Source organism: Dactylosporangium sp. CA-152071 (assembly GCF_050936335.1).
Lineage (GTDB): Bacteria > Actinomycetota > Actinomycetes > Mycobacteriales > Micromonosporaceae > Dactylosporangium > Dactylosporangium maewongense.
The window spans coordinates 7,354,519-7,374,151 of the sequence record NZ_JBNJMZ010000001.1 but is presented as its reverse complement, the minus strand read 5'-3'; the positions used below and the strand labels follow the sequence as shown (position 1 = coordinate 7,374,151).

Annotated in this window: 15 protein-coding genes and 1 pseudogene; 6 read left to right on the top strand and 10 right to left on the bottom strand. The window is 74.5% G+C overall.

The features are described from left to right. Nucleotides 1–170: 170 nt before the first annotated feature. A pseudogene (gene hrpB, locus ACQEVZ_RS33200) lies at nt 171–2,658 on the bottom strand (ATP-dependent helicase HrpB). A 123-nt stretch (nt 2,659–2,781) separates the two neighbouring features. Here hrpB and ACQEVZ_RS33195 point away from each other — a divergent pair. After that, entirely contained in the window at nt 2,782–3,762 is a 981-nt protein-coding gene (locus ACQEVZ_RS33195) for a hypothetical protein (RefSeq protein WP_433373771.1), read from the top strand. Here the strand turns inward: ACQEVZ_RS33195 and ACQEVZ_RS33190 are convergent. After that, complete coding sequence (locus ACQEVZ_RS33190) at nt 3,750–7,262, bottom strand: BTAD domain-containing putative transcriptional regulator (protein WP_433373768.1); 3,513 nt, start codon at nt 7,260–7,262, stop codon at nt 3,750–3,752. The genes ACQEVZ_RS33195 and ACQEVZ_RS33190 overlap by 13 nt on opposite strands. Nucleotides 7,263–7,366: 104 nt before the next feature. On the opposite strand from ACQEVZ_RS33190, the gene ACQEVZ_RS33185 reads away from it, so the two are divergent. Then, on the top strand, nt 7,367–8,029 hold the full coding sequence (locus ACQEVZ_RS33185; protein ID WP_344512365.1) for a hemerythrin domain-containing protein: 663 nt from the start codon (nt 7,367–7,369) through the stop codon (nt 8,027–8,029). A 20-nt stretch (nt 8,030–8,049) separates the two neighbouring features. On the opposite strand, the gene ACQEVZ_RS33180 is transcribed toward ACQEVZ_RS33185, so the two are convergent. Both ACQEVZ_RS33180 and ACQEVZ_RS33175 read right to left on the bottom strand, forming a co-directional pair. Further along, nucleotides 8,050–8,529, bottom strand: a complete 480-nt coding sequence (locus ACQEVZ_RS33180) for a hypothetical protein (protein WP_433373765.1) — start codon at nt 8,527–8,529, stop codon at nt 8,050–8,052. 117 nt (nt 8,530–8,646) lie between these two features. Further along, complete coding sequence (locus ACQEVZ_RS33175; protein WP_344512363.1) at nt 8,647–10,161, bottom strand: amino acid permease; 1,515 nt, start codon at nt 10,159–10,161, stop codon at nt 8,647–8,649. Between the two features lie 126 nt (nt 10,162–10,287). Between ACQEVZ_RS33175 and ACQEVZ_RS33170 the strand changes: the two genes are divergently transcribed. Then, the gene (locus tag ACQEVZ_RS33170; RefSeq protein ID WP_433373762.1) at nt 10,288–11,589 is read left to right on the top strand and encodes an FAD/NAD(P)-binding protein; all 1,302 of its coding nucleotides are present in this window, start codon (nt 10,288–10,290) and stop codon (nt 11,587–11,589) included. On the opposite strand, the gene ACQEVZ_RS33165 is transcribed toward ACQEVZ_RS33170, so the two are convergent. The 4 genes from ACQEVZ_RS33165 to ACQEVZ_RS33150 are packed head-to-tail and all read right to left on the bottom strand — an operon-like array spanning nt 11,543 to nt 15,390. Next, complete coding sequence (locus ACQEVZ_RS33165; protein WP_344512360.1) at nt 11,543–12,148, bottom strand: GTP-binding protein; 606 nt, start codon at nt 12,146–12,148, stop codon at nt 11,543–11,545. The genes ACQEVZ_RS33170 and ACQEVZ_RS33165 overlap by 47 nt on opposite strands. Next, a complete protein-coding gene (locus tag ACQEVZ_RS33160) occupies nt 12,129–12,512 on the bottom strand; it encodes a DUF742 domain-containing protein (RefSeq protein ID WP_344512358.1) in 384 nt (127 codons plus the stop codon). Before ACQEVZ_RS33160 ends, ACQEVZ_RS33165 begins: the two co-directional genes overlap by 20 nt. Continuing rightward, nucleotides 12,499–12,921 carry a roadblock/LC7 domain-containing protein gene (locus ACQEVZ_RS33155; RefSeq protein WP_344512356.1) on the bottom strand — a complete coding sequence of 141 codons (423 nt, stop codon included), beginning with the start codon at nt 12,919–12,921 and terminating at the stop codon, nt 12,499–12,501. Before ACQEVZ_RS33155 ends, ACQEVZ_RS33160 begins: the two co-directional genes overlap by 14 nt. Next, the gene (locus ACQEVZ_RS33150; RefSeq protein ID WP_433373757.1) at nt 12,922–15,390 is read right to left on the bottom strand and encodes a sensor histidine kinase; all 2,469 of its coding nucleotides are present in this window, start codon (nt 15,388–15,390) and stop codon (nt 12,922–12,924) included. A 168-nt stretch (nt 15,391–15,558) separates the two neighbouring features. Here ACQEVZ_RS33150 and ACQEVZ_RS33145 point away from each other — a divergent pair, with 168 nt between their 5' ends. Continuing rightward, on the top strand, nt 15,559–15,960 hold the full coding sequence (locus tag ACQEVZ_RS33145) for a hypothetical protein (protein ID WP_344512352.1): 402 nt from the start codon (nt 15,559–15,561) through the stop codon (nt 15,958–15,960). 112 nt (nt 15,961–16,072) lie between these two features. Here ACQEVZ_RS33145 and ACQEVZ_RS33140 read toward each other — a convergent pair whose 3' ends face one another. After that, nucleotides 16,073–17,014, bottom strand: coding sequence for a PfkB family carbohydrate kinase (locus ACQEVZ_RS33140; protein WP_433373753.1), 942 nt, complete (start codon nt 17,012–17,014; stop codon nt 16,073–16,075). On the opposite strand from ACQEVZ_RS33140, the gene ACQEVZ_RS33135 reads away from it, so the two are divergent. Then, nucleotides 16,914–18,218: an NAD(P)/FAD-dependent oxidoreductase gene (locus tag ACQEVZ_RS33135; protein WP_433373750.1), complete on the top strand. Its 1,305-nt coding sequence runs from the start codon at nt 16,914–16,916 to the stop codon at nt 18,216–18,218. The genes ACQEVZ_RS33140 and ACQEVZ_RS33135 overlap by 101 nt on opposite strands. Here the strand turns inward: ACQEVZ_RS33135 and ACQEVZ_RS33130 are convergent. Beyond that, nucleotides 18,215–18,799: a PadR family transcriptional regulator gene (locus tag ACQEVZ_RS33130; RefSeq protein WP_344512346.1), complete on the bottom strand. Its 585-nt coding sequence runs from the start codon at nt 18,797–18,799 to the stop codon at nt 18,215–18,217. The two genes, ACQEVZ_RS33135 and ACQEVZ_RS33130, sit on opposite strands and share 4 nt — an antisense overlap. Before the next feature lie 56 nt (nt 18,800–18,855). On the opposite strand from ACQEVZ_RS33130, the gene ACQEVZ_RS33125 reads away from it, so the two are divergent. Then, nucleotides 18,856–19,623 (top strand): ABC transporter ATP-binding protein, encoded by a 768-nt coding sequence (locus ACQEVZ_RS33125; RefSeq protein ID WP_354901661.1) that lies wholly within the window; start codon nt 18,856–18,858, stop codon nt 19,621–19,623. Nucleotides 19,624–19,633: the final 10 nt, after the last annotated feature.

The window sequence follows — 19,633 nt, the reverse complement described above, 5'->3', positions numbered from 1 at the left end:
TGGATCGCCTCCTCTGGACTCCAGCCTGCCCGCCGGCCGTGACGCCGGTGGGTGAGTCGCCGGGTGGCTTCACCCGCACGGGTACACGCGGCCCCGGTTGGCTTCACCCGCGCGGGGTCCCGCGCCCGCCGGTGCTTCCCTTGCGCGGTCTGGTGCGCCTGGTCGAGGTTTCACTTGCGCGGGTTGGTGCGCCTGGTCGGGGTGGCGGTGGCCGGGTCCTCCGGCCAGGGGTGGCGTGGGTACCGGCCCCGCAGCTCCGCCCGGACCTGCGGATATCCGGTGCGCCAGAAGGACGCCAGGTCGCGGGTGACGGCGGTGGGGCGCCCCGCGGGCGACAGCAGGTGCAGCAGGACCGCCACCCGGCCGTCGCCGATGCGTGGGGTCTCCAACCAGCCGAACGCCTCCTGGACCTTCACCGCGAGGACCGGCGCCTCGGGGTCGCTGTAGTCGAGCCTGACGAGCGACCCGCTCGGCACCGGCAGCCGCTCGGGCGCGAGCTCGTCGAGCCGGGCCGCCGCGGGCCACGGCAGCATGGCCCGGAGCGTCGTCCCGGGGTCGACCGCGGAGAGCTTCGTGACGCGGCTCAGGTCGGTGTGCGCGATGACGGCGGCGTCGCTGACGTCGGGCCACGGCGGGCCGAGGACGCGGTGGCAGAAGTCCATCCGCTGCCGCAGCTGGGCCGCCTCCTTCGTCCAGCGCAGCCCCTGCTTGGCGAGCGCCTCACGGAGCGCCCGCTCCACCAGCTCCCGCGGCGGGTCCTTCAGCTCGCGCCGCCGCAGCGTGATCGCGCCGAGCCGCTCCTGGCGCTCCGCGCCCTCCGCCGTCACCTCGTCCACCGTGGACAGCAGCGCGACGCCGGCCTCGCGGGCGGTGTCCTCGTCGATCGCGGCGGCGAGCCGGACCCTGGCGGAGGCGCTGCCGGGCTGCCGGTCGGCGACGGCGACCGCGAGCCACGGGTGCCCCGTCAGCGCCGACCCCTGCGCCAGGGCCGCCTCGGTCCCGCCCGCCATCAGGTACGCGCCGCCGCGCAGCCGGGCGAGCCGCTCCGGGTAGGCGAGCCCGACGATCAGCCCCGCGACCAGGTCGTCGGGCATCGTCACGGGCGCCCCATCCCCTCCGGCGGCACGCCGCCGCCCGCCGTCCTGGTCGGCGCGCTTCCGGTCGTCGTCGGCGGGCTGCCGGTCTTCAGTGGCGGTGCGCTGCGGGGCGTCGGGGGCGGCGCTGCGCTGCAGGCGGTCGGCCTCGGCGCGCCAGCGGGGGTCCCGGGCGTCGCGGAGGTGTCGCCAGGCGGCGGCGAGGTCGTCGCCCCTGGCGAGGGTGTCGTCGGCGAGGATCGCGACCACCTCGGCCGCCTTCCGCGCCCCCCCCCGCCGGCGCGCCGTCCAGCAGCGCCCGCGCCAGCCGCGGATGCGCGCCCACGCGCGACATGCGGTGCCCGCGCGGCGTCGCCCGCCCCGCGTCGTCCACCGCGCCGAGCGCCCGCAGCGTCGCCTGCGCCACCCGCATCGCCGCGTCCGGCGGTGTGTCCGGCAGGGCGAGGCCCACCCCGCCCGGGTGCCCCCAGCAGGCGAGCGCGAGGGCGAACGCGCTCAGCTCCGCCACGGCCACCTCGGGCTCGGGCTGCGCCGGCAGCCGCTCGTCGTCCAGTTGCGACCAGCAGCGGTACACGACGCCGGGCCCCTCCCGTCCTGCCCGCCCGGCGCGCTGGACGGTGGAGGCCTTCGCCGCTCGTACCGTGGCGAGAGACCCCAGACCGCGAGCATGATCCGTCCGTGGGACCCGCGCCAACCCGGCGTCGACCACGACCCGCACTCCCGGCACCGTCAGGCTGCTTTCCGCCACCGCCGTCGCGAGCACGACCCGGCGCCGGTCGCCGGCCCTGATCGCCGCGTCCTGCGCCGCCGCCGGCAGCCGGCCGTGCAGGACGTCCGTGGGCAGGTCGGCGAGCTTGCCGCGCACTGAAGCGATCTCCGCCGCGCCGGGCAGGAACACCAGCAGGTCCCCGGCCGTCTCCCGCCACGCCCTGCGCACCACCGCCGCCACGTGGTCCAGGAACGCCGGGTCGACCTTGAGCCCGTGCGGCGGCCTGACCGGCCGCTCCGGCGGGCACCACACCACCGCCACCTCGTGCGGCGACCCGTCCGCCGCGACGACGCCCGCCTCCAGCAGCTCCGCGAGCCGCAGCGTGTCGGCCGTCGCGGACGTCGCCAGCAGCCGCAGCTCCGGCCGCAGCGTCTGCCTGCTCTCCACCAGGAACCCGAGCGCCAGATCCGTGTCCAGGTGCCGCTCATGACACTCGTCGATCATCACGGTCCCCACCCCCGCCAGCTCCGGGTCCGCGAGGAGCCGCTGCACGAGCAGCCCGGTCGTGACGACCTCGACCCGCGTCCCGGGCCCGACCCTGCGGTCGCCGCGGACGCTGTACCCCACGCTCTCCCCGACCCGCTCGCCCCGTAGCTCGGCCATCCTGCGCGCCGCCGCCCGCGCCGCGATCCGCCGCGGCTCCGCCACCACCACCCTGCCCTCGAACGCCCCCGCGAGGACCCCCGGCACCAGCGTCGTCTTCCCACTCCCCGGCGGCGCCACCAGCACCCCGGCCCCACCCCCGAGCACGGAGACCACATCCCCGAGCACCCGCTCCACCGCCAGCTCACCCACGCCCCCACTCCTACCCCATCCCGGCCACGGCCTGTGGTCGGGGGGCGGTGGTGGGCGGAAGGTGACGGTGGGGAGCGACTTTCGGCGGTAGGCGGGGCGGTGGCGGGCCGGTGGACTGGAGGCATGGGAGCGTTCATCCGCAAGATGGCGCCGGTGGCCGGGCTGCTCGTGCTGGCGCCGTTCGTCGGGGAGTACCTGCTGGGCAACATCTCGGTGCGGGAGCTGGCCGCGCTGCCGTTCCTGGTGCCGATGTACGGCGCCGGCGCGCTGCTCATCAGGGAGGTGGTGCGGCGGGCCGGGTTCGGGTGGCCGGCGGTGCTGCTGCTCGGGGCGGCGTACGGGGTGATCGAGGCGGGGCTGGCGGACCAGTCGATGTTCAACCCGGCGTTCGAGGGGCACGACTTCCAGTCGGTGACACCCGTGCCGGCGCTGGGGATCAGCGCGCTGCACTCGATGGCGTTCGTCGTCGGGCACGCGGTGTGGAGCATCACCCTGCCGATCGCGCTGGTGGAGCACCTGACGCCCGGCCGGCGCCGCACCCCGTGGCTCGGACCGGTGGGGCTGGTGGTGACGGCGCTGGCGTACCTGGGCGGGCTCTGGATCATCTTCAAGGAGCTGCACGACTCGTCGGGGTTCCTCGCCACGCCGGCGCAGCTGACCGGGGCGGCCGTGGTGGCGGCGCTGCTGGTGGTGGCCGCGTTCCTGACCCGCCGGCCGGGACCGCCCGGCGCGGGCGGGTGGGTGCCGAAGGCGTGGCTGGCCGGGGCCGGTGGGTTCGTGCTGTCGGGGGCGTTCGTGGCGGTGCCGGAGAGCTGGGCCGGGGTCTGGATCGGTGTGGCGCTGCTCGGGCTCGCCGCCGTCGTCGTCTCCCGGCTCGCGCGGAGCCCACGGTGGACGCACGGGCGGCACATCGCGCTCGTCGGCGGGGTGCTGCTGACGTACGCGTGGCTCGGCTTCGTCCTGACCTGGCTGGTGCGGCCCGACGACCAGGTCCGGTGGTGGGGCAACGCCGGGTTCGCGCTGGCCGCGGTAGCGCTCCTGACCTGGTGCGGACGGGTCCAGCGCAAGCCCAGCGCAGACTCAGGGCAGGTTCAGCGCGGATGAGCGCGGAGCCCCGACAGGGCGGCCTCCGCGTCGGCGACCCAGTGGGCGGCGCCCCACGTTGCGGCGACGTCCCGCGACAGCTGGAAGTGCTCCGCCGCCCGGTCGTGGTCGCCGAGGAGCTCGAACAGCCGGCCGAGGATGTACGCGACCGGGCGCATCGCGATCGAGGTGCTGCTCATCCCGGCGATCTGCGTGCGGACCGGCAGCAGCGCCTCGATGACGGCGGGTGCCAGGTCGGCGCGGCCGAGCGCGACGACGGCCAGCCCCCGCACCGCCATGAACGCGGACTGGAAGTAGTCGGGCCGGTGCCGGTGCTCGCCGACCGCGATGGCCCGCGCCTCGTCCGGCCGGCCCGCCTCGACGAGCGCCAGGGCGAGGGCGTCGTCGGCGATCGGGCCGAGGGCCGCCTGCGTCGCGCGGGTCTGCGCCAGGTACTCCTGGAAGCGGCCCTGGCTGATGAGCAGGCTCGCGGTGGCGAGGAAGTGGAACCCGTCGGCGTGCAGCGACCCCTGCCGGCGCATGTATTCGAGCGCCTCGTCGTAGAGCCGCTGCGCCTCGGCGTAGTCGCCGGCGACGTGCGCGAGCGCGGCCCGGGCGCTGAGGATGATCGCCTGGGGCTCCGGCAGCTGGTACGCCGTGGCGAGCGCCCCCTGCCGCGCGATCCGGTCCCGCACGCCGGCGGCGTCGTTGCCGGCGGCGGCGCAGTTGGCGAGGATCTGCTCGGCGGCCCACTCGTAGGCGACCATGTCGTGCGCCCTGGCGAGCTCCGCCAGCCGCGCGCCGACCTCGGCCCGCTCGCCGGCCTCCAGGTCGAAGCGCATCGTCCTGGCCCTGGCGGCCAGCCCGAGCGCCCGCACGGCCGGGTCGGGCAGGGACGCGGCGAGCTCGAAGGCCTCCAGGCCGGCCGCCGGGCCGCGTGGGTCGTCCTCGCCGTCGAGCTCGGCGGTGAACGCGTCGAGCAGCCGCACCCTGGTCGCCGGGTCCAGGTCGGGCCTGCGCAGGAGGCGGCTCAGCAGGCCGACGACCCGGTGGTCGATCACGCCGTACGGGCGGATCTGCCAAGGCGTCGGCACGTTCCACGCGGTGAACGCCGCGATCAGCAGGTCCTCGCGCCCGCCGGCGACGGCGATGTCCAGCGCGCGGTCGCGGGTCTGCCGGGCCTGCGCCACCGCGCCCGCCCGCGCCTGCGCCCGCAGCAGCCGGCCGAGGAGGTCGATGCGCAGCTGGTCGCGGTCCCCGGCGACGGCCTCCACGGTCTGCACCGCGCCTTCGAGCAGCTCGATCGCGGCGTCGTACGCGTAGCGCCGCTCGGCCAGCTCCGCCGCCCGCACCGCGTAGTCGACGGCGAGCGCCGCGGTGTCCGACGAGGCGGCCCGCGCGTAGTGGTACGCCAGCGCGGGGTAGTCGTCGGGGCGCAGCTGCCTGGTGCACGCGGCGACCTTCGCGTGCATGCGGGTGCGGCGCAGCTGCGACAGGTCCGTGTACATCGTGTCCCGGACCAGCCCGTGCACGAACCTGACCCGTCCCGGCGCCGGCTCCGTCAGCAGGCCCGCGATGAGCCCGGCCTCGAGCGCGTCGAGGACGGCGCCCTCGTCGGTGTCGGCGGCCCCGACGAGGGTCTCCACGTCGGCCTCCCGCCCGACGACCGCGGCGAGGCGCAGCACCGCGACGGCCGGCTGCGGCAGCCGCGACAACCGGCGGCGCAGCACGTCGCGTACCCCTTCCGGCACGTCGGACGTGGCGACGAGCGCGCCCTCCGAGGCGAGCAGCCGCGCGGACTCCCGGACGTAGAACGGGTTGCCGCCGGTGCGTTCGGCGAGGGCCGCGACGGTGCCCGCGTCGGCGTCGGCGAACGCGCCGACGAGCCGCTGCACGTCGGCGGGCCCGAGCCCGTCGAGGTGGACGCGCAGCGGCGACCGCCGGGCGAGCGCCGCGAGGGTCTCGGCGAGCCGCTCCCGGTTGTCGGCGGGCCGCAGCGCGGCGACGATGAGCACCGGCGCGTCGGTGAGGTCGGCGACGCTGGCGAGCAGCAGCAGCGTCTCGGCGTCCGCGGCGTGCAGGTCGTCCAGGACGATGGCCACGGGTCTGCGGGCGGCGGCCCGCCGCAGCCACGCACGCACGGACCGGTGCAGGCGGAACCGGCCGCCGGCCACGTCGCTGACCTCGCCGGGGGCCGCCAGGGGGCGGTCGGCGTCCTCGAGCAGCGGCGCGAGCGCCGGCGCGAGGTCGTCGGGCGGCACGTCGCCGGCGAGCCCGCGCAGCGCCTCGACCCAGGCCCACGCCGGTGGCGCACCGTCGACCTCGGGGCACCTGCCGACCGCGACGAGCCAGCCGCCGTCGAGCAGCTCCTGCCGGAACCGGGCGAGCACACTGGTCTTGCCGACCCCGGCCTCGCCGCTGAGCAGCACGATCCGCGGACCGCCGGCGACCGCCTCGGCGGCGACCCCGGAGAGCGTCGCCAGCTCCTGTCCCCGCCCGACGAACACCTCGTCCTGCCCGGCCCCACGCGCCTGCGGTGGCGTCGCCCGCTCATGTACGGGGCTGCCGGCCGCACGTTCATGGTGCTCCTGGCCTGCCACCCGTGCGGCGGGCGACCGGTCCGGCGGCGCCGCGCCCTCGGCAGTCCACCCCTCGGCTCCGCCGGAGCCGGGGTTTGGGTGCGGGTGCGGGTCGGGCTCGGCGGTTGCCGGTACATCTGCCCGGACGCTGCCCGCGGAGCTGGGCGCCGGGCGCAGGCTGTCGAGGATCTCGACGCGCTGGCCGAGGATCGCGGACTCCAGCTCCACCAGCGCGGGCCCCGGGTCCAGGCCCAGCTCGTCGGCGAGGACGGCGCGGGCGCGGCGCAGCGCGGCGAGGGCGTCGGCCTGCCGGCCGGTGCTCCACAGGGCGAGGGCGAGCAGCCGCCACCCCTCCTCCCGCAGCGGCGCCTGCCGGGTCAGCAGCTCCGCCTCCGGGACCGCCTCGGCGGCGCCGCCGGTCCGCAGCGCCACGTCCAGCAGCAGCTCCCGGGCGACCAGGCGGAGCTCTTCGAGGCGCGCCGCCTCCGGCTGCGCCCAGGGCTCCTCGGCGAACTCGGCGTACGCGCCGCCCTGCCACAGCTCCAGCCCGGCCCGCAGCAGCAGCCGAGCCCGGCCGGGCTCGGCGGTGTGCGCGGCGCGCGCCTCGGCGAGGAGGGCCTCGAAGCGCCACGCGTCGACGGCGTCGGGCGGCACCCGGATCGCGTAGCCGGGCGGCGCGCTGATCAGCAGCCGGGCCGGCGCGCGGCGTTCGCGGGCGGGTTCGAGGACGCGGCGGAGGTTGGAGACATACGCCTGCAGGGACGCGATCGCCCGCGGCGGCGCCTCGCCGCGCCACAGGTCGTCGATCATCCGGTCGACGGAGACGACGTCGCCGCCGGCGGACAGCAGGAGCGCGAGCACGGCGCGCTGGCGGGGGCCGCCGAGGTCGGCCGCACCGCCACTGACGTCGACCGCGAACGGCCCGAGCACCCGCATCAGCATGACGCGGGCCATCGTAGCCGTCCCCAAGCGTGTTCCAAGACCGCTACAAGACAGTCCCCGCACCTTGAACGCACCACTGAAACCGCGTTCTAGGAGTTACCGATATGACCACCACCGTTGAGCGTCCCTGGGTCCAGGAGATGGTCGTCGTGCACCGCGTGTTCCGGCGCGAGTCGCGGCTGATGCCCCAGCTCGTCCGCAACGTCCGGCCCGGCGACGTGGAGCGCGCCAGGTTCCTGGGGTCGATGTTCCGCGAGTACGACGCCGGCCTGCACGCCCACCACACGGGCGAGGACGCGATGCTGTGGCCGAAGCTGCTCGCCCGCGTCGACCTGGACGCGGACCTGGTGCTGCGGATGGAGCAGCAGCACGAGGTCGTCGCCGCCGGGCTCCGCGAGGCGATGGCCCTGCTCGCCGCGTGGGAGGCCGACGCGTCGGCGCCGGCCCGGGACGCGCTCGCCGACGCCATGGACCGGCACCGCCGGGACCTGCTCGTGCACCTCGACGAGGAGGAGCACTCGGTGCTGCCGCTGGTGTCGGAGCACATCACCGTGGCGGAGTGGGCGGCGCTCGGCGAGGAGGCCCGGTCGCACACGCCGAAGGACAAGCTGCTCTTCATGCTCGGCGCGCTGCTGGAGGATGCCACGCCCGAGGAGACGAGCCGCTTCCTGTCGCACCTGCCCATGCCGGCCCGGGTGCTGTGGCACACGGTGGGCCGCCGCCAGTACGAGAAGCAGATGCGCAAGGTCCGCGCGGGGCTGCGTTAGTTGCCGGGCCAGCTGCCCGGTCAGTTGGACGTGTAGCCGGGGACGTCCTGGGAGCCGTCGGCGCTCTCGACGCGGTCGACCTCGCCGTCGAAGTCGTCGTCGTGGTAGATCAGGTCGATCTTGCCGTCGTGGTCCTGGTCGTAGGCGACCTGGTCGATGAGGCCATCGTCGTTGGTGTCCCACATGGCGATGTCGGTGACGCCGTCGTGGTTCTCGTCGGCGACCAGCACGTCGGCCACGCCGTCGCCGTCGCTGTCGTAGCTCGCGGTCTCCAGCCCCTCGGTGGACGGCGGCGTCTGCGACCCGGCGGCGGCCGCGGCGGAGTCGGAGTCGGACTCCTCGGTGCCGGGGTCGGCCGTGGTCTCGCTCGCGGGACTGAGGCCGGCCTCCACCCCGTGCTCCTCGCCGAAGACCGCGTGCGGGTCGGCGAAGTCGGACACGCCGAGGTCACCCGGGTCGAAGTCGACGCCGAAGTCGGACTGCAGGCCGAAGTCACTCATGCCTGTCACCTTTCCAGCACCGGCGAACCCGGCGCCACCCGGGACACGTGCGGGTCGGTATGAGAAGACCCGCGATCCGGGGGCGCCGGCTCCGCGTCCCGTTCGGCCCGAGCCTTCCTACGACGTCCGGTCGCCCGGCGCTGACCGGTCGTCCGGCCGCCCGCCGCCCGCGGTGAGCCCCTCCCGGGCTTCCGTGGCGAGCGCGAGGTTGGCGCGGCGCATCCCGTACAGGAAGAACAGCACCAGACCGACGGCCATCCAGATCAGGAACCGCACCCAGGTCACCACCGGCAGGTTGAGCATCAGCCACAGGCTGGCCAGCACGCTCAGCGCCGGCAGCCACGGCACCCCCGGCGCCCGGAAGGCCCGGGGCAGGTCGGGCCGCGTGCGCCGCAGGACGATCACGCCGAGCGACACCACGATGAACGCGAACAGCGTCCCGATGCTGGTCAGCTCCGACAGCTCCGACAGGGGCACGAACGCGGCGAGCACGGCGACCACGACGCCGGTGATCGTCGACATGACCCACGGGGTGCCGTAGCGGGGATGCACCTTCGACAGGACCGGCGGCAGCAGGCCGTCGCGGGCCATCGCGAACGACACCCGGGCCTGCCCGAGCAGCAGCACGAGGATGACGGACGTGATGCCGCACACGGCGCCGAGGGAGATCAGGTCGGCGGCCCAGCCCTGCCCGACGAGGTCGAACGCCTTCGCCAGCGGCGCGGCGGTGTCGAGCTGCCCGAAGGGGACCATGCCGGTCACCACGAAGGCGACCGCCATGTACAGCACGCCGCAGATGACCAGGGAGCCGATGATGCCCCACGGGACGTCGCGCTGCGGGTTGCGGGTCTCCTCGGCGGTGGTCGCGACGACGTCGAAGCCGATGTACGCGAAGAACACGATGGACGCGGCCGCGACGATGCCGAACCAGCCGAAGTGCTGCGGCGTGATCCCGGCCAGGACCTGCAGCAGCGGCGCGTCGCCGCCGCTGGCCTTGGTCGACGGCTCGGCGGCGGGGATGAACGGCGTGTAGTTGGCGGCCTTGATGAAGAACACGCCGAGCCCGATGACGAACACGACGACGGCGACCTTGACGACGACGAGGAACCCGGTGACCCGCCCGGACAGTTTCGCGCCCATGACCGCCACGATCGTGAGGGCGGCGACGATGAAGGCGGCCCCGAAGTCGGGCAGGGCCTTGTCCCCGGCGAGCCAGGCGGGCAGGTCGAACAGCTCCTGCAGGTAGGCCGACCAGCCGCGGGACACGACGGCGGCGCCGAGGGCGAGCTCCAGGCACAGGTCCCAGCCGATGATCCAGGCGACGAACTGCCCGAGGGTGGCGTAGGAGAAGGTGTACGCGGAGCCGGCGACCGGCACGCTGGAGGCGAACTCCGCGTAGCAGAGGGCGGCGAGGGCGCACACCACCCCGGCCAGGGCGAACGAGATCACGATGGCCGGGCCGGCGTTACGGGCGGCCTGCTGGCCGGTCAGCACGAAGATGCCCGTACCGATGATCACGCCCACCCCGAAGACCGTCAGGTGGAACGCCGACAGGTTCTTGCGCAGTCCTCTGCCCGGTTCGTCCGTGTCCCGCAGCGACTGCTCGATCGGCTTGGTCCGAAAGATCGACATCGGTGCACCTCCTCGGGGCCCGACAGGCCCTGAACCCGACATGCCCGGACGATCTGGGTTCTACACCCGGACGGCCGCACCTAGTACAGTTAAAACCTACCGGTTAGATAGAAATTAGGGGCGGGCATGCAAACCACAGTGGTCGTGGGCGGAGGCTGTAGCGGCGCCCTGACGGCGATCCACGTCAGCGGCCCGGCGGACCGGGTCGTGCTGGTCGACCCGGCGCCGGCGGACACGCTCGGTCGCGGCGCGGCGTACCGCACGACCGACCCGACACATCTGCTCAACTCGCGGGCGGCGGCGATGAGCGCGCTCGCCGACACCCCGGACGACTTCGTCGACTGGTGCCGGGAGCAGGGGCTCCCCATCGGCCCGGCGGACTTCGCGCCCCGCGCGGTCTTCGGCGAATACCTGCACGACCGGCTGCGCGGCGCCGACTTCGAGCACGCCCGCGGCGTGGCGATCCGCCTGGACACCGGCCGGGAGCGACTGAGCGTGGTGCTGCGCGGCGGGCAGACCGTGGCCGCGGACCGGGTCGTGCTCGCCCTCGGCCACGGCGCCCCGGCGGGCCCGCTGTCGATCACCTCGGCCGTGCGCACCCACCCCTACTATGTGGGAAACCCGTGGACGCCGGGCGCGCTGGACCGGGTCCCGGGCGACGTGCCGGTGCTGCTGATCGGCACCGGGCTCACCGCGCTGGACGTGGCGATGTCGCTGAGCAACCGGGGGCGCCGGGCGCCGCTGCACGCGGTGTCGCGCCGTGGCCTGCTCCCCCAGCCGCACCTGGAGACCCAGCCGAAGGCCACCGGGACGTTCGCCCACGACGGCGCCGACGCGCGCGGGCTGCTGCGGGCGGTCCGGCGCTACGCGGCGACCGAGGCCGACTGGCGCTGCGCCGTCGACACGCTGCGGCCGCAGATCGACCGGCTGTGGCGGCAGCTGTCGGTGGACGCGCGGCGGCGGTTCCTGCAGCACGTCGCGGCGTACTGGGAGGTCCACCGGCACCGGATGGCGCCGACGGTCGCGGCGCGGGTGGCCGCGCTGCGCGACAGCGGCGCCCTCCGCACGCACGCGGCGGCGATCCACTCGATCCGGCGCGGCGAGCGCGGCTTCGTGGTGACGCTGCGGTTCAAGGACAGGGACGTGAGCTGGCCCGTCGGCGCGATCGTCAACTGCACCGGCCCGGGCGGCGCCGCCACCAGCACGCTCGGCCGGGCGCTGCTGGACGACGGGCTGGCCCGCCGCGACCCGACCGGCACCGGCCTCGACGTCGACGGGCACGGCCGGCTCGTCGGCCGCGACGGCGAGCCGTCCGACCGCATCTTCGCGATCGGCCCGACCCGCCGGGGTGCCTGGTGGGAGACGACGGCCGTGCCGGAGATCAGAAGCCAGGCCGCCGCGCTGGCTCGAGTGCCGGTGCCTGCTTGATCGTCATGACGTGCTCGACGAGCGCGATGAGCACACCCTTGATCGAGCGCCGGTCGCGGGCGTCGCAGAGCACCACGGGCACGTCCGGGTCGAGGTCCAGCGCCCGGCGGACCGCCTCCGCGGTGTGCTTCTGCACGCCGTCGAAGCAGTTGACGGCGACCAGGAACGGCGTGTTGCGCTCCTCGAAGTAGTCCACCGACGGGAAGCAGTCGGTGAGCCGCCGGGTGTCGGCGAGCACGACCGCGCCGAGCGCGCCGAGCGCCAGCTCGTCCCACAGGAACCAGAAGCGGTCCTGTCCCGGGGTACCGAAGAGATAGAGCACGATGTCGTCGTTGATGCTGATCCGGCCGAAGTCCATCGCCACCGTCGTGGTGGTCTTGCCCTCCACGCCGTTGACGTCGTCGATGCCGACGCCCGCGTTGGTGAGCACCTCCTCGGTCTGGAGGGGACGGATCTCACTGACCGCGCTGACGAGCGTGGTCTTGCCGACGCCGAACCCCCCGGCGATGAGGATCTTCACCGCCAGCGGGATGTGCCCGTCAGAGCGATCGGAGACCATTGACAACCGCCTTGAGAATGCGATCGTCGGGCCGCTGCGGCCCGACGGATTGGTCGTACACAGGTTCGTGCATTTCGATGAGGCCCTGCTGGAGCAGGTCGCCCAGCAGCACGCGCACCACGCCGAGCGCGAGATCGAGGTGTGAGGCGAGCTCCGCGACCGTGATCGGCACGCGGGTGCGGGCCAGGATCGCATAATGCTCGGGCTGCAGGTGCCGCGGGCCCGTCCCGCCGTCGGCGTTGACGACGAACGCGACCAGGTCGAAGCCGCCGACGGCGGGCTTGGCCCGCCCGCCGGTCACCGCGTACGGGCGCACCACCGGCCCGGCGTCGGAGTCGAGCCAGTCGTGCTCACCCCGCGACATCGGACGGAGCGCCCGTTCGTGACGGTGCGGTGAGGTACTGCCCGACCCGGGTCACCAGCATCGCCATCTCGTAGGCGATCACGCCGATGTCGGAGTCCGCCGTGCTCAGCACCGCCAGGCAGGCGCCCTGCCCGGCGGCCGTGACGAACAGGAACGCGTCGTCCATCTCCACGATCGTCTGCCGGACGGTGCCGCCGTTGAAGTGCCGGCCGGCGCTGCGGGCCAGGCTCTGAAACCCGGACGCGACCGCCGACAGGTGCTCGGCGTCGTCCCGGCCGAGGTGGCTGGACGCGCCCATGAGCAGCCCGTCGGCGGAGAGCACCACGGCATGCTGCGCCGACTCGACCCGATCGACGAGGTCGTCGAGGAGCCAGTCGAGCTTGCCGGTGCGACTCGTCGATTGTGCCACCTATGCGTCCCTTTCCAGTGTGGGTTGATCGTCGGTGAGCGCCGCCTCCCGGCGCCCCCGGGTGAACCCCGCCTGCAGCGACGTCATCATCGCGCGGGTCTGCTCGGGCGACCTGCCACCGGTCCCGGCGGCCGCGAACTGCGACGCCGGCACGCCGTCGACCGTGTGCTCGTCGTCAGGTCGCTCCCGGAGCTGCGGGGCGAGGCTCGCCTGCCGGCGCCGCTTGGGGAGTCCGTCGTCGGTGAGATCGACGGGTTGCTCTGGTGGTGTCTGCCGCGTCGATACCGCCTGAGCCGGCACGACCGGCGGCGGCATCTCGGCGTCGGCGTCGCGCCCGCGGACGGGCAGGGGCACGTGCGTGGCGGCCGTGCTCACCTGCGACGGGACGAGCTCCAGGACCTCCGCGGTGAGCCGCTCGTCCGGCCCGACCCGGCGCGTCTCGAACTCGGGCTGCGCCGCCACGTCGCCGGCCAGCTCACCGTCCAGGTCACCGGCCAGCTCGCCCGCCAGCTCCGACGCCGCCTCCGACGGGGTCGACGCGGTCAGCTCCGGGGTGGCGCCCGTGATCAGATGGGGCGGGATCAGCACGACCGCGGTGACGCCCCCGTACGGCGACGACCGCAGCGTGACCCGGACGCCGTGGCGGGCCGCGAGCAGCGCCACCACGAACAGGCCGAGCCGGGCGCTGTTGGCCGGGTCGAAGTCCGGCGGGTGCAGCAGCCGCTGGTTGGCCTCCTCGATGGCCTCCGGCGACATGCCCAGCCCGCGGTCCTCGATCTCGACCGCGAATCCGTTCGGCACGAGCTGCCCGCTGATCTGCACCCGGGTGTGCGGCGGCGAGTACGACGTCGCGTTCTCGATCACCTCGGCGAGCAGGTGGATGACGTCGGCGACGGCCCGCCCGACCAGCGACGCCTCGGGCAGCGTGAGGAAGCCGACCCGCGCGTAGTCCTCGACCTCCGACACCGCGCCGCGGACCACGTCGACCATCGGCACCGGGTTGCGCCAGCCGCGGCCGGGGGTCGCGCCGGCCAGGATGACCAGGTCCTCGGCGTGACGGCGCATGCGGGTGGCGAGGTGGTCGACCCGGAACAGGTCCTCCAGCTCCTCCGGGTCGCCGGTCCGGCGCTCCATCCGGTCCAGCAGCGCGAGCTGGCGGTGCAGCAGCGTCTGGCTGCGGCGGGCGATGTTCAGGAAGACCTCGTTGAGCCCCCGGCGCAGCTGCGCCTCGTGCGCCGCGGACTCGATCGCGGTGCGCTGCACGGCGCTGAACGCGTTGCCCACCTTGCCGATCTCGTCGGTGCCGTAATCCAGTGGCGGCGCCGCCTCGGCCAGGTTGAGCTCCTCGCCCCGGCGCAGCCGGCCGACGAGCTCCGGCAGCCGCTGGTCGGCGAGGATCTGGGCGTCCTGGCGCAGGCCGGTGAGCCGGTTGATCAGCGACCGGCCGATCCGGATCGACAGCACGACCGAGATCGCGATCGCGAGCAGACCCAGCACCGCGGCGAGCACCAGCCGGACGATGATCGCGACACCGACGGGCTCGGCCCGCTCCAGGATCGTGTCGCCGTACTGCAGGTCCAGCTGGCGCAGCTGCTCGGCGAGCTTGTCGTAGGCGTCGCGCCACACGGCGATGTCGACCGGGATGGCGACGTTCGGCCTGGCCTCGGCGATGATCTTGTCCTCGAAAGCGGTCAGCTTCTTGTGCGCGTCGCCCGCGACGATGTCCCGGTAGACCCGCTGCACCGTCTCGGGCAGCTCCGCGGACTGCTCCGCGTATTCGGCGCGCTTCGCGCCGATCGCCGCGATCAGGTCGGCGGCCTCGGTGCGGATGAACTTGCCCGCCGCGGCGGCGCCGTTGACCAGCGAGTCCTCCCGCGCGAGCAGCTCCCGGGCGCGGCTCATCGCGATGTTGGTCCGGGCGTCCTTGCTCAGCTGCGCGTCACTGACGCCGGGCAGTGCGTTGTACCAGCGGTAGATCGCGTTGATCGGCTCGTTGTAGACCTCCATCGCGCCGGTCCGGTCGATCTGCCCCAACGAGATCCCCGAGCGCCCCGACACGATCCCATCGAGCGCCACCATGATCTCCGTGAGGCGCCCTCTGGCGGCCTCCGGCATGGCGTCCTTGGTCTCCCCCTTGCCGGCGAGGGACCGGAAGTGGCTGATGGCGGTGTCGGTCTTGCGCCGCTGCTCGGCCAGCAGCGCCGCCTCCGGCTTCCCCTCGGCCCGGCCGGACCCCAGGTACACCTGCGAGAGCTTCCGCTCCCGCTGCAGCTCGACGGTCATCGTCTCGGCCGGCTCGGCGGCCAGCTCGTAGTAGGTCTGGGCATCGAACAGCTCGACCACCGCGCTGGACGTCAGGCTGGTCGCGAAGACCCACAGCACGACGAGCGACAGCAGCGGCGGGAGCAGCAGGGTGACGATCTTGGCGCGGATCGACCACGTGCGGATTCTCCACGTGCGGGTCTTCATGTGGTCCTCGTGGGTCGCGTCGACAAGGGGGGTGGCGCGTCTCGGGCATGATACGGACAGACAGGCGAGGAAGTCACCAACAAGGTCGTCGCCGTCCCAAACCCGGCTCGCTCCGGATCTCCCTCCCCCGCCGGTGTGCATTCCCCGCCCCCGGGCAGGGCGCCCCGCATGCGGCGTGGACGGTGGGTTTTCGCGATCAGTGCCTGGGCCGTGTGCACGACGGCGCTCAGCGTCGTCGGCATCGACAAAGTGGAGGCCGTCCGCTCGTCCATGGTGGCCGCCACCAGCGGCGGCCGCCCTTCCGCCACCCCTTCCCCGTCCCCTTCTCCGTCGCCCGGCTCCACGCAGATCCTGCGCACCCCCGGCGGCACCGTCGCCGCCCACTGCAACGCCGGCCTGACCTGGGCCGACTACCTGCGCCCGGCGACCGGCTTCCACGTCGAGGACGCCCAGCAGGGCCCGGCCGCCGAATACCGGGTGACCTTCAAGACGAACGGCCAGGAGGTCCGGGTCGTCGTCCGCTGCGACCCCAAGACCCTCCTCCCCACCACCGAGGTCACCCTCGGCTGAACCACCGCACCCCGCGGAACAAGACCCACGAATCGCGACATTGACCAACGTCTGCGCGGGCGGGCGAGGAGGGCGTACACGGTGCGGGGAAGTCGAGCGGCTCGATGGTGGGTCAGGCTGGGGTGGGGTCCAGGGAGCCGAGCTGGGCGGCGGCGAAGGGGAGGTCGCGGTCGCGGATGGCGGCGCAGCGCTGGGCGGTGGCGGCGGCCTCCGGCAGGGCGGCGCCGGCGAGCTGGGCGAGGATGAAGCCGGCGACGTACGCGGACCGGTTGCGTGGTGTCGGGGCCGCCGAGGTGTGGACCGTGTCGGCGTCGTGGCTGTGCACGACCGCACCGTCGGCGTCGAGGGTGACGGCCACGACGGCGGCGGCGGTCGAGCGCAGGAGCATGCCGCGGGATGCGATGACGGCGGCGGTGGTCGTCCCGTCGACGACCCCACCGACGGTGTCGAGGGTGGGTGTGACGAGGTCAGGGCCGAGGTGGGCCCACGGCGCGAGGTCCAGCGCGTCGACGGCGAGGAGCGGCACGTCGAGGCGCCGGCTGGCCAGGAGCGCGCGGACGGCGGGGCCGAGGGTGCCGGCGCCGAGGTCGCAGACGACGACCGCCGCGGGGCGCTCGGCGAGGGACTCGCCGAGGCGGTGCAGAAGCGTCTCGGCGGCCCCGCCGGTGAGGGGGCTCGTGTCGCCGTCGTCGAACCGTGCCACCACCTGACCTGCGGCGACGACGCGGCGCTTGGTGAGCGTACGCCGGCCGACCGCGACGACCAGGCGGTCGGTGGCGCCGCCGTCCCACACCCTGGAGCGCAGCGTGGCGCCCGCGTCGTCGTCGCCGGTCACGCCGACGACGGTGGTCCTGGCGCCCAGGCCGGTGAACGCGCCCGCGACGGCCGCGGCACCGCCGGCGACCTCGCGGGTCGTCTCCAGCGTGATGACGGGGACGGGAGCCTCCCGGCTCATGCGGGTCGGGGTCCCGGTCAGCCAGCAGTCGAGCACGGCGTCGCCGACGACGAGCACGGGTCGGTCCTGCCAGCGGGCGGCGAGTTCGGCGAATCTCACGCCTCCATGCCTACCCGACTCGAATCGGAACATTCTGCAACATCACAACATCGCCTGCGACAATTGCAGGATCGAACGCGCAGACGTGGCGATGATCGGTGGGGGCATGGCCGGCCTGTCCCTTGCCGCGGAGCTCGCCGAGCTGGACAGCCGGATGGTCGCACGGGTGGAGGCGGCGGGTGGCCACCGCGAGCCGTTGCGGATCATGGTGCTCGAACGGGAGAACCAGTTCGGTTACCACACGACCGGGCGGTCCGTGGCCGCCTTCCTCGAGAGCTACGGCACGCCGGAGGTGCGGGCGCTGACCCGCGCGTCGCGGGCGATCCTCGACGCGCTCGGCGCCGAGTCCGGCACGCCGCTGCTGCGGGCCAGGCCGCTGGTCTGGATCGCCGGCGAGGAGCAGCTCCCGGCGATGAACGCGCTGCTGACCGCCAACCCGGCGCTGCGCGGCACGGACGTCGCCGGGGCGCAGACGCTGTGCCCGGCGCTGCGCCCGTCGGCGGTCGCCAGGGCCGCGGTCGAGCGCACCGCGCAGGACATCGACGTCGACGCGCTGCATCAGCTGTACCGCAAGCGCGCCGCCGCCGCGGGGGTGGTGCTGCGCACCGCGATCGGCCTGGAGGCCGGCGAGTGGACCGGGCGCGGCTGGCGGCTCACCACCGACCGCGGCGAGCTGGAGGCCGAGCGGGTCGTCAACGCGGCCGGTGCCTGGGCGGACGCCGTCGCCGGGCGGCTCGGGGTCGCGGCCGCGGGGTTGAAGCCGCTGCGCCGTACCGTGGCGATCGTCTCCATCGAAGGGGTCGCGCCCGGCTGGCCGCTGGTGCACGACGTGGGCGACGAGTTCTACTTCCGCCCCGAGGGCGGCGGGCTGCTGGTGTCGCCGTGCGACGAGACGCCGTCGCCGCCGGTCGACGCGGTCGCCGCGCCGGAGGACGTCGCCCTCGGGGTCGAGCGGGTCGCCGCGGTCACCACCCTGGACCTGCGGCGGGTGCGGACGAGCTGGGCGGGGCTGCGGACGTTCGCGCCGGACCGCAACCCGGTCGTGGGGCCCGACCCGGTGCAGGACGGGTTCTACTGGTTCGCGGGGCAGGGCGGCTCCGGCATCCAGACCGCGCCGGCGCTGGCGCGGCTGGGCGCGGCGGAGCTGCTGGGCGAGCCGTTCGAGATCCCGGGCCTGCGGCGGGGCGCCCTGCACCCGCGTTAGGCGGGTTGTTGCAGCTGGTCCGGGCCCGTCGGCCGGACGCCCTTCAGCGTGGCGACCGTGGCCGGATCGCTCAGCAGCGCCCGCTCCGCGTCGTCGACGAACGCGAGGTCGGCCTCGACGTGCCGGGTCGCCGCCGACAGCAGCAGCCCGACGACCGGGTCGGCCGCCTTGCGCCGCAGGCCGTCGAGGTTGCGCAGCTCGCGCAGCAGGTACGTGCGCTGCTGGCCCAGCACGGTGCGCACCACCTCCCCGTCGCCGGAGCGGGCCGCGGCGGTCACCTTGAGGAAGAAGTCGTCGCGGAAGCCGCCGCTGCGCGGGCTCGCCTCGTCCAGCCAGCGCCGCAGCTCGCCGCGGCCGGCGTCGGTGATCTCGTAGACGACCCGGTCGGGCTTGACCGCCTGGGCGTGCCGCTCGGAGCTGACCATGCCGTCGCGGGAGAGCCGGTCCAGGATCTGGTACAGGTGGCCGATGTTCAGCGGGCCCCACTGCGGGCCGACCGCGGTCTCGAAGGCGCTCTTCAGCTCGTACCCGTAGCTGGGCCCGTGCGACAGCAGCGACAGCACCGCGTGATGGATCGGCATGTCCAGAGCCTACTCGCCCCTTGCATTGTCGCAATGCATTGCGACAGAGTAGGGCGATGACCGCACCGTCCACCGGCGCCACCCTCTCCACGGGCGCCGCGCTGTCCGTCGCCGGGTTGACCAAGCGCTTCCACACCGGGGAGCAGGACATCGTCGCCGCCGACGAGCTGACCCTGAGCGTGGAGCCCGGCAGCTTCACCGCGGTCACCGGGCCGAGCGGGTCGGGCAAGTCGACGCTGCTGCACCTGGTCGGCGCGATCGAGAGCGCCGACGCCGGCACGATCGTCGTCGACGGCGTCGAGGTGACCGCGCTGCGGCGGCGCAAGCTCAGCGAATACCGGCGCACGGTCGGGTTCGTGTTCCAGCGGTACCACCTGCTGCCCGCGCTCACCGCGCTCGACAACGTCATCGCGCCGGTGCTGCCGTTCCGCGTCGGGTTCGACAAGCAGCAGCGCGCCCGCGAGCTGCTCGACGCGGTCGGCCTCGCCGGCCGGGAGCGGGCCCTGCCGGCGCAGCTGTCCGGCGGCCAGCAGCAGCGGGTGGCGATCGCCCGGGCCCTGATCGGGTCGCCGAAGCTGCTGCTCGCCGACGAGCCGACCGGCAACCTCGACTCCGCCAACGGCACGCAGATCCTGGACCTGCTGCTCGACCTGCGGGAGGAGCGCGGCATGACGGTGCTGCTCGCCACGCACGAGCAGCAGATCGCGGCGCGGTGCGACCGGCTGCTGCGGCTCGCCGACGGGCGGCTCACCGACGACATCGACCTGACCGCCGGCGAGGACCCGTCGTCGACCCTGGCCCGGGCCACGCAGCTCCGGCTTTAGTCTGATTTAG

Bases quoted from the DNA above. Each gene is read 5' to 3' on its own strand.
- ACQEVZ_RS33195 (WP_433373771.1), top strand. From the start codon at position 2,782: ATGGGAGCGTTCATCCGCAAGATGGCGCCGGTGGCCGGGCTGCTCGTG.
- ACQEVZ_RS33135 (WP_433373750.1), top strand. From the start codon at position 16,914: ATGCGGGTCGGGGTCCCGGTCAGCCAGCAGTCGAGCACGGCGTCGCCG.
- ACQEVZ_RS33125 (WP_354901661.1), top strand. From the start codon at position 18,856: ATGACCGCACCGTCCACCGGCGCCACCCTCTCCACGGGCGCCGCGCTG.
- ACQEVZ_RS33160 (WP_344512358.1), bottom strand. From the start codon at position 12,512: ATGTCGCGGGGTGAGCACGACTGGCTCGACTCCGACGCCGGGCCGGTG.
- ACQEVZ_RS33170 (WP_433373762.1), top strand. From the start codon at position 10,288: ATGCAAACCACAGTGGTCGTGGGCGGAGGCTGTAGCGGCGCCCTGACG.
- ACQEVZ_RS33185 (WP_344512365.1), top strand. From the start codon at position 7,367: ATGACCACCACCGTTGAGCGTCCCTGGGTCCAGGAGATGGTCGTCGTG.
- ACQEVZ_RS33145 (WP_344512352.1), top strand. From the start codon at position 15,559: ATGCGGCGTGGACGGTGGGTTTTCGCGATCAGTGCCTGGGCCGTGTGC.
- ACQEVZ_RS33180 (WP_433373765.1), bottom strand. From the start codon at position 8,529: ATGAGTGACTTCGGCCTGCAGTCCGACTTCGGCGTCGACTTCGACCCG.
- ACQEVZ_RS33130 (WP_344512346.1), bottom strand. From the start codon at position 18,799: ATGCCGATCCATCACGCGGTGCTGTCGCTGCTGTCGCACGGGCCCAGC.
- ACQEVZ_RS33190 (WP_433373768.1), bottom strand. From the start codon at position 7,262: ATGCTGATGCGGGTGCTCGGGCCGTTCGCGGTCGACGTCAGTGGCGGT.
- ACQEVZ_RS33150 (WP_433373757.1), bottom strand. From the start codon at position 15,390: ATGAAGACCCGCACGTGGAGAATCCGCACGTGGTCGATCCGCGCCAAG.
- ACQEVZ_RS33165 (WP_344512360.1), bottom strand. From the start codon at position 12,148: ATGGTCTCCGATCGCTCTGACGGGCACATCCCGCTGGCGGTGAAGATC.
- ACQEVZ_RS33175 (WP_344512363.1), bottom strand. From the start codon at position 10,161: ATGTCGATCTTTCGGACCAAGCCGATCGAGCAGTCGCTGCGGGACACG.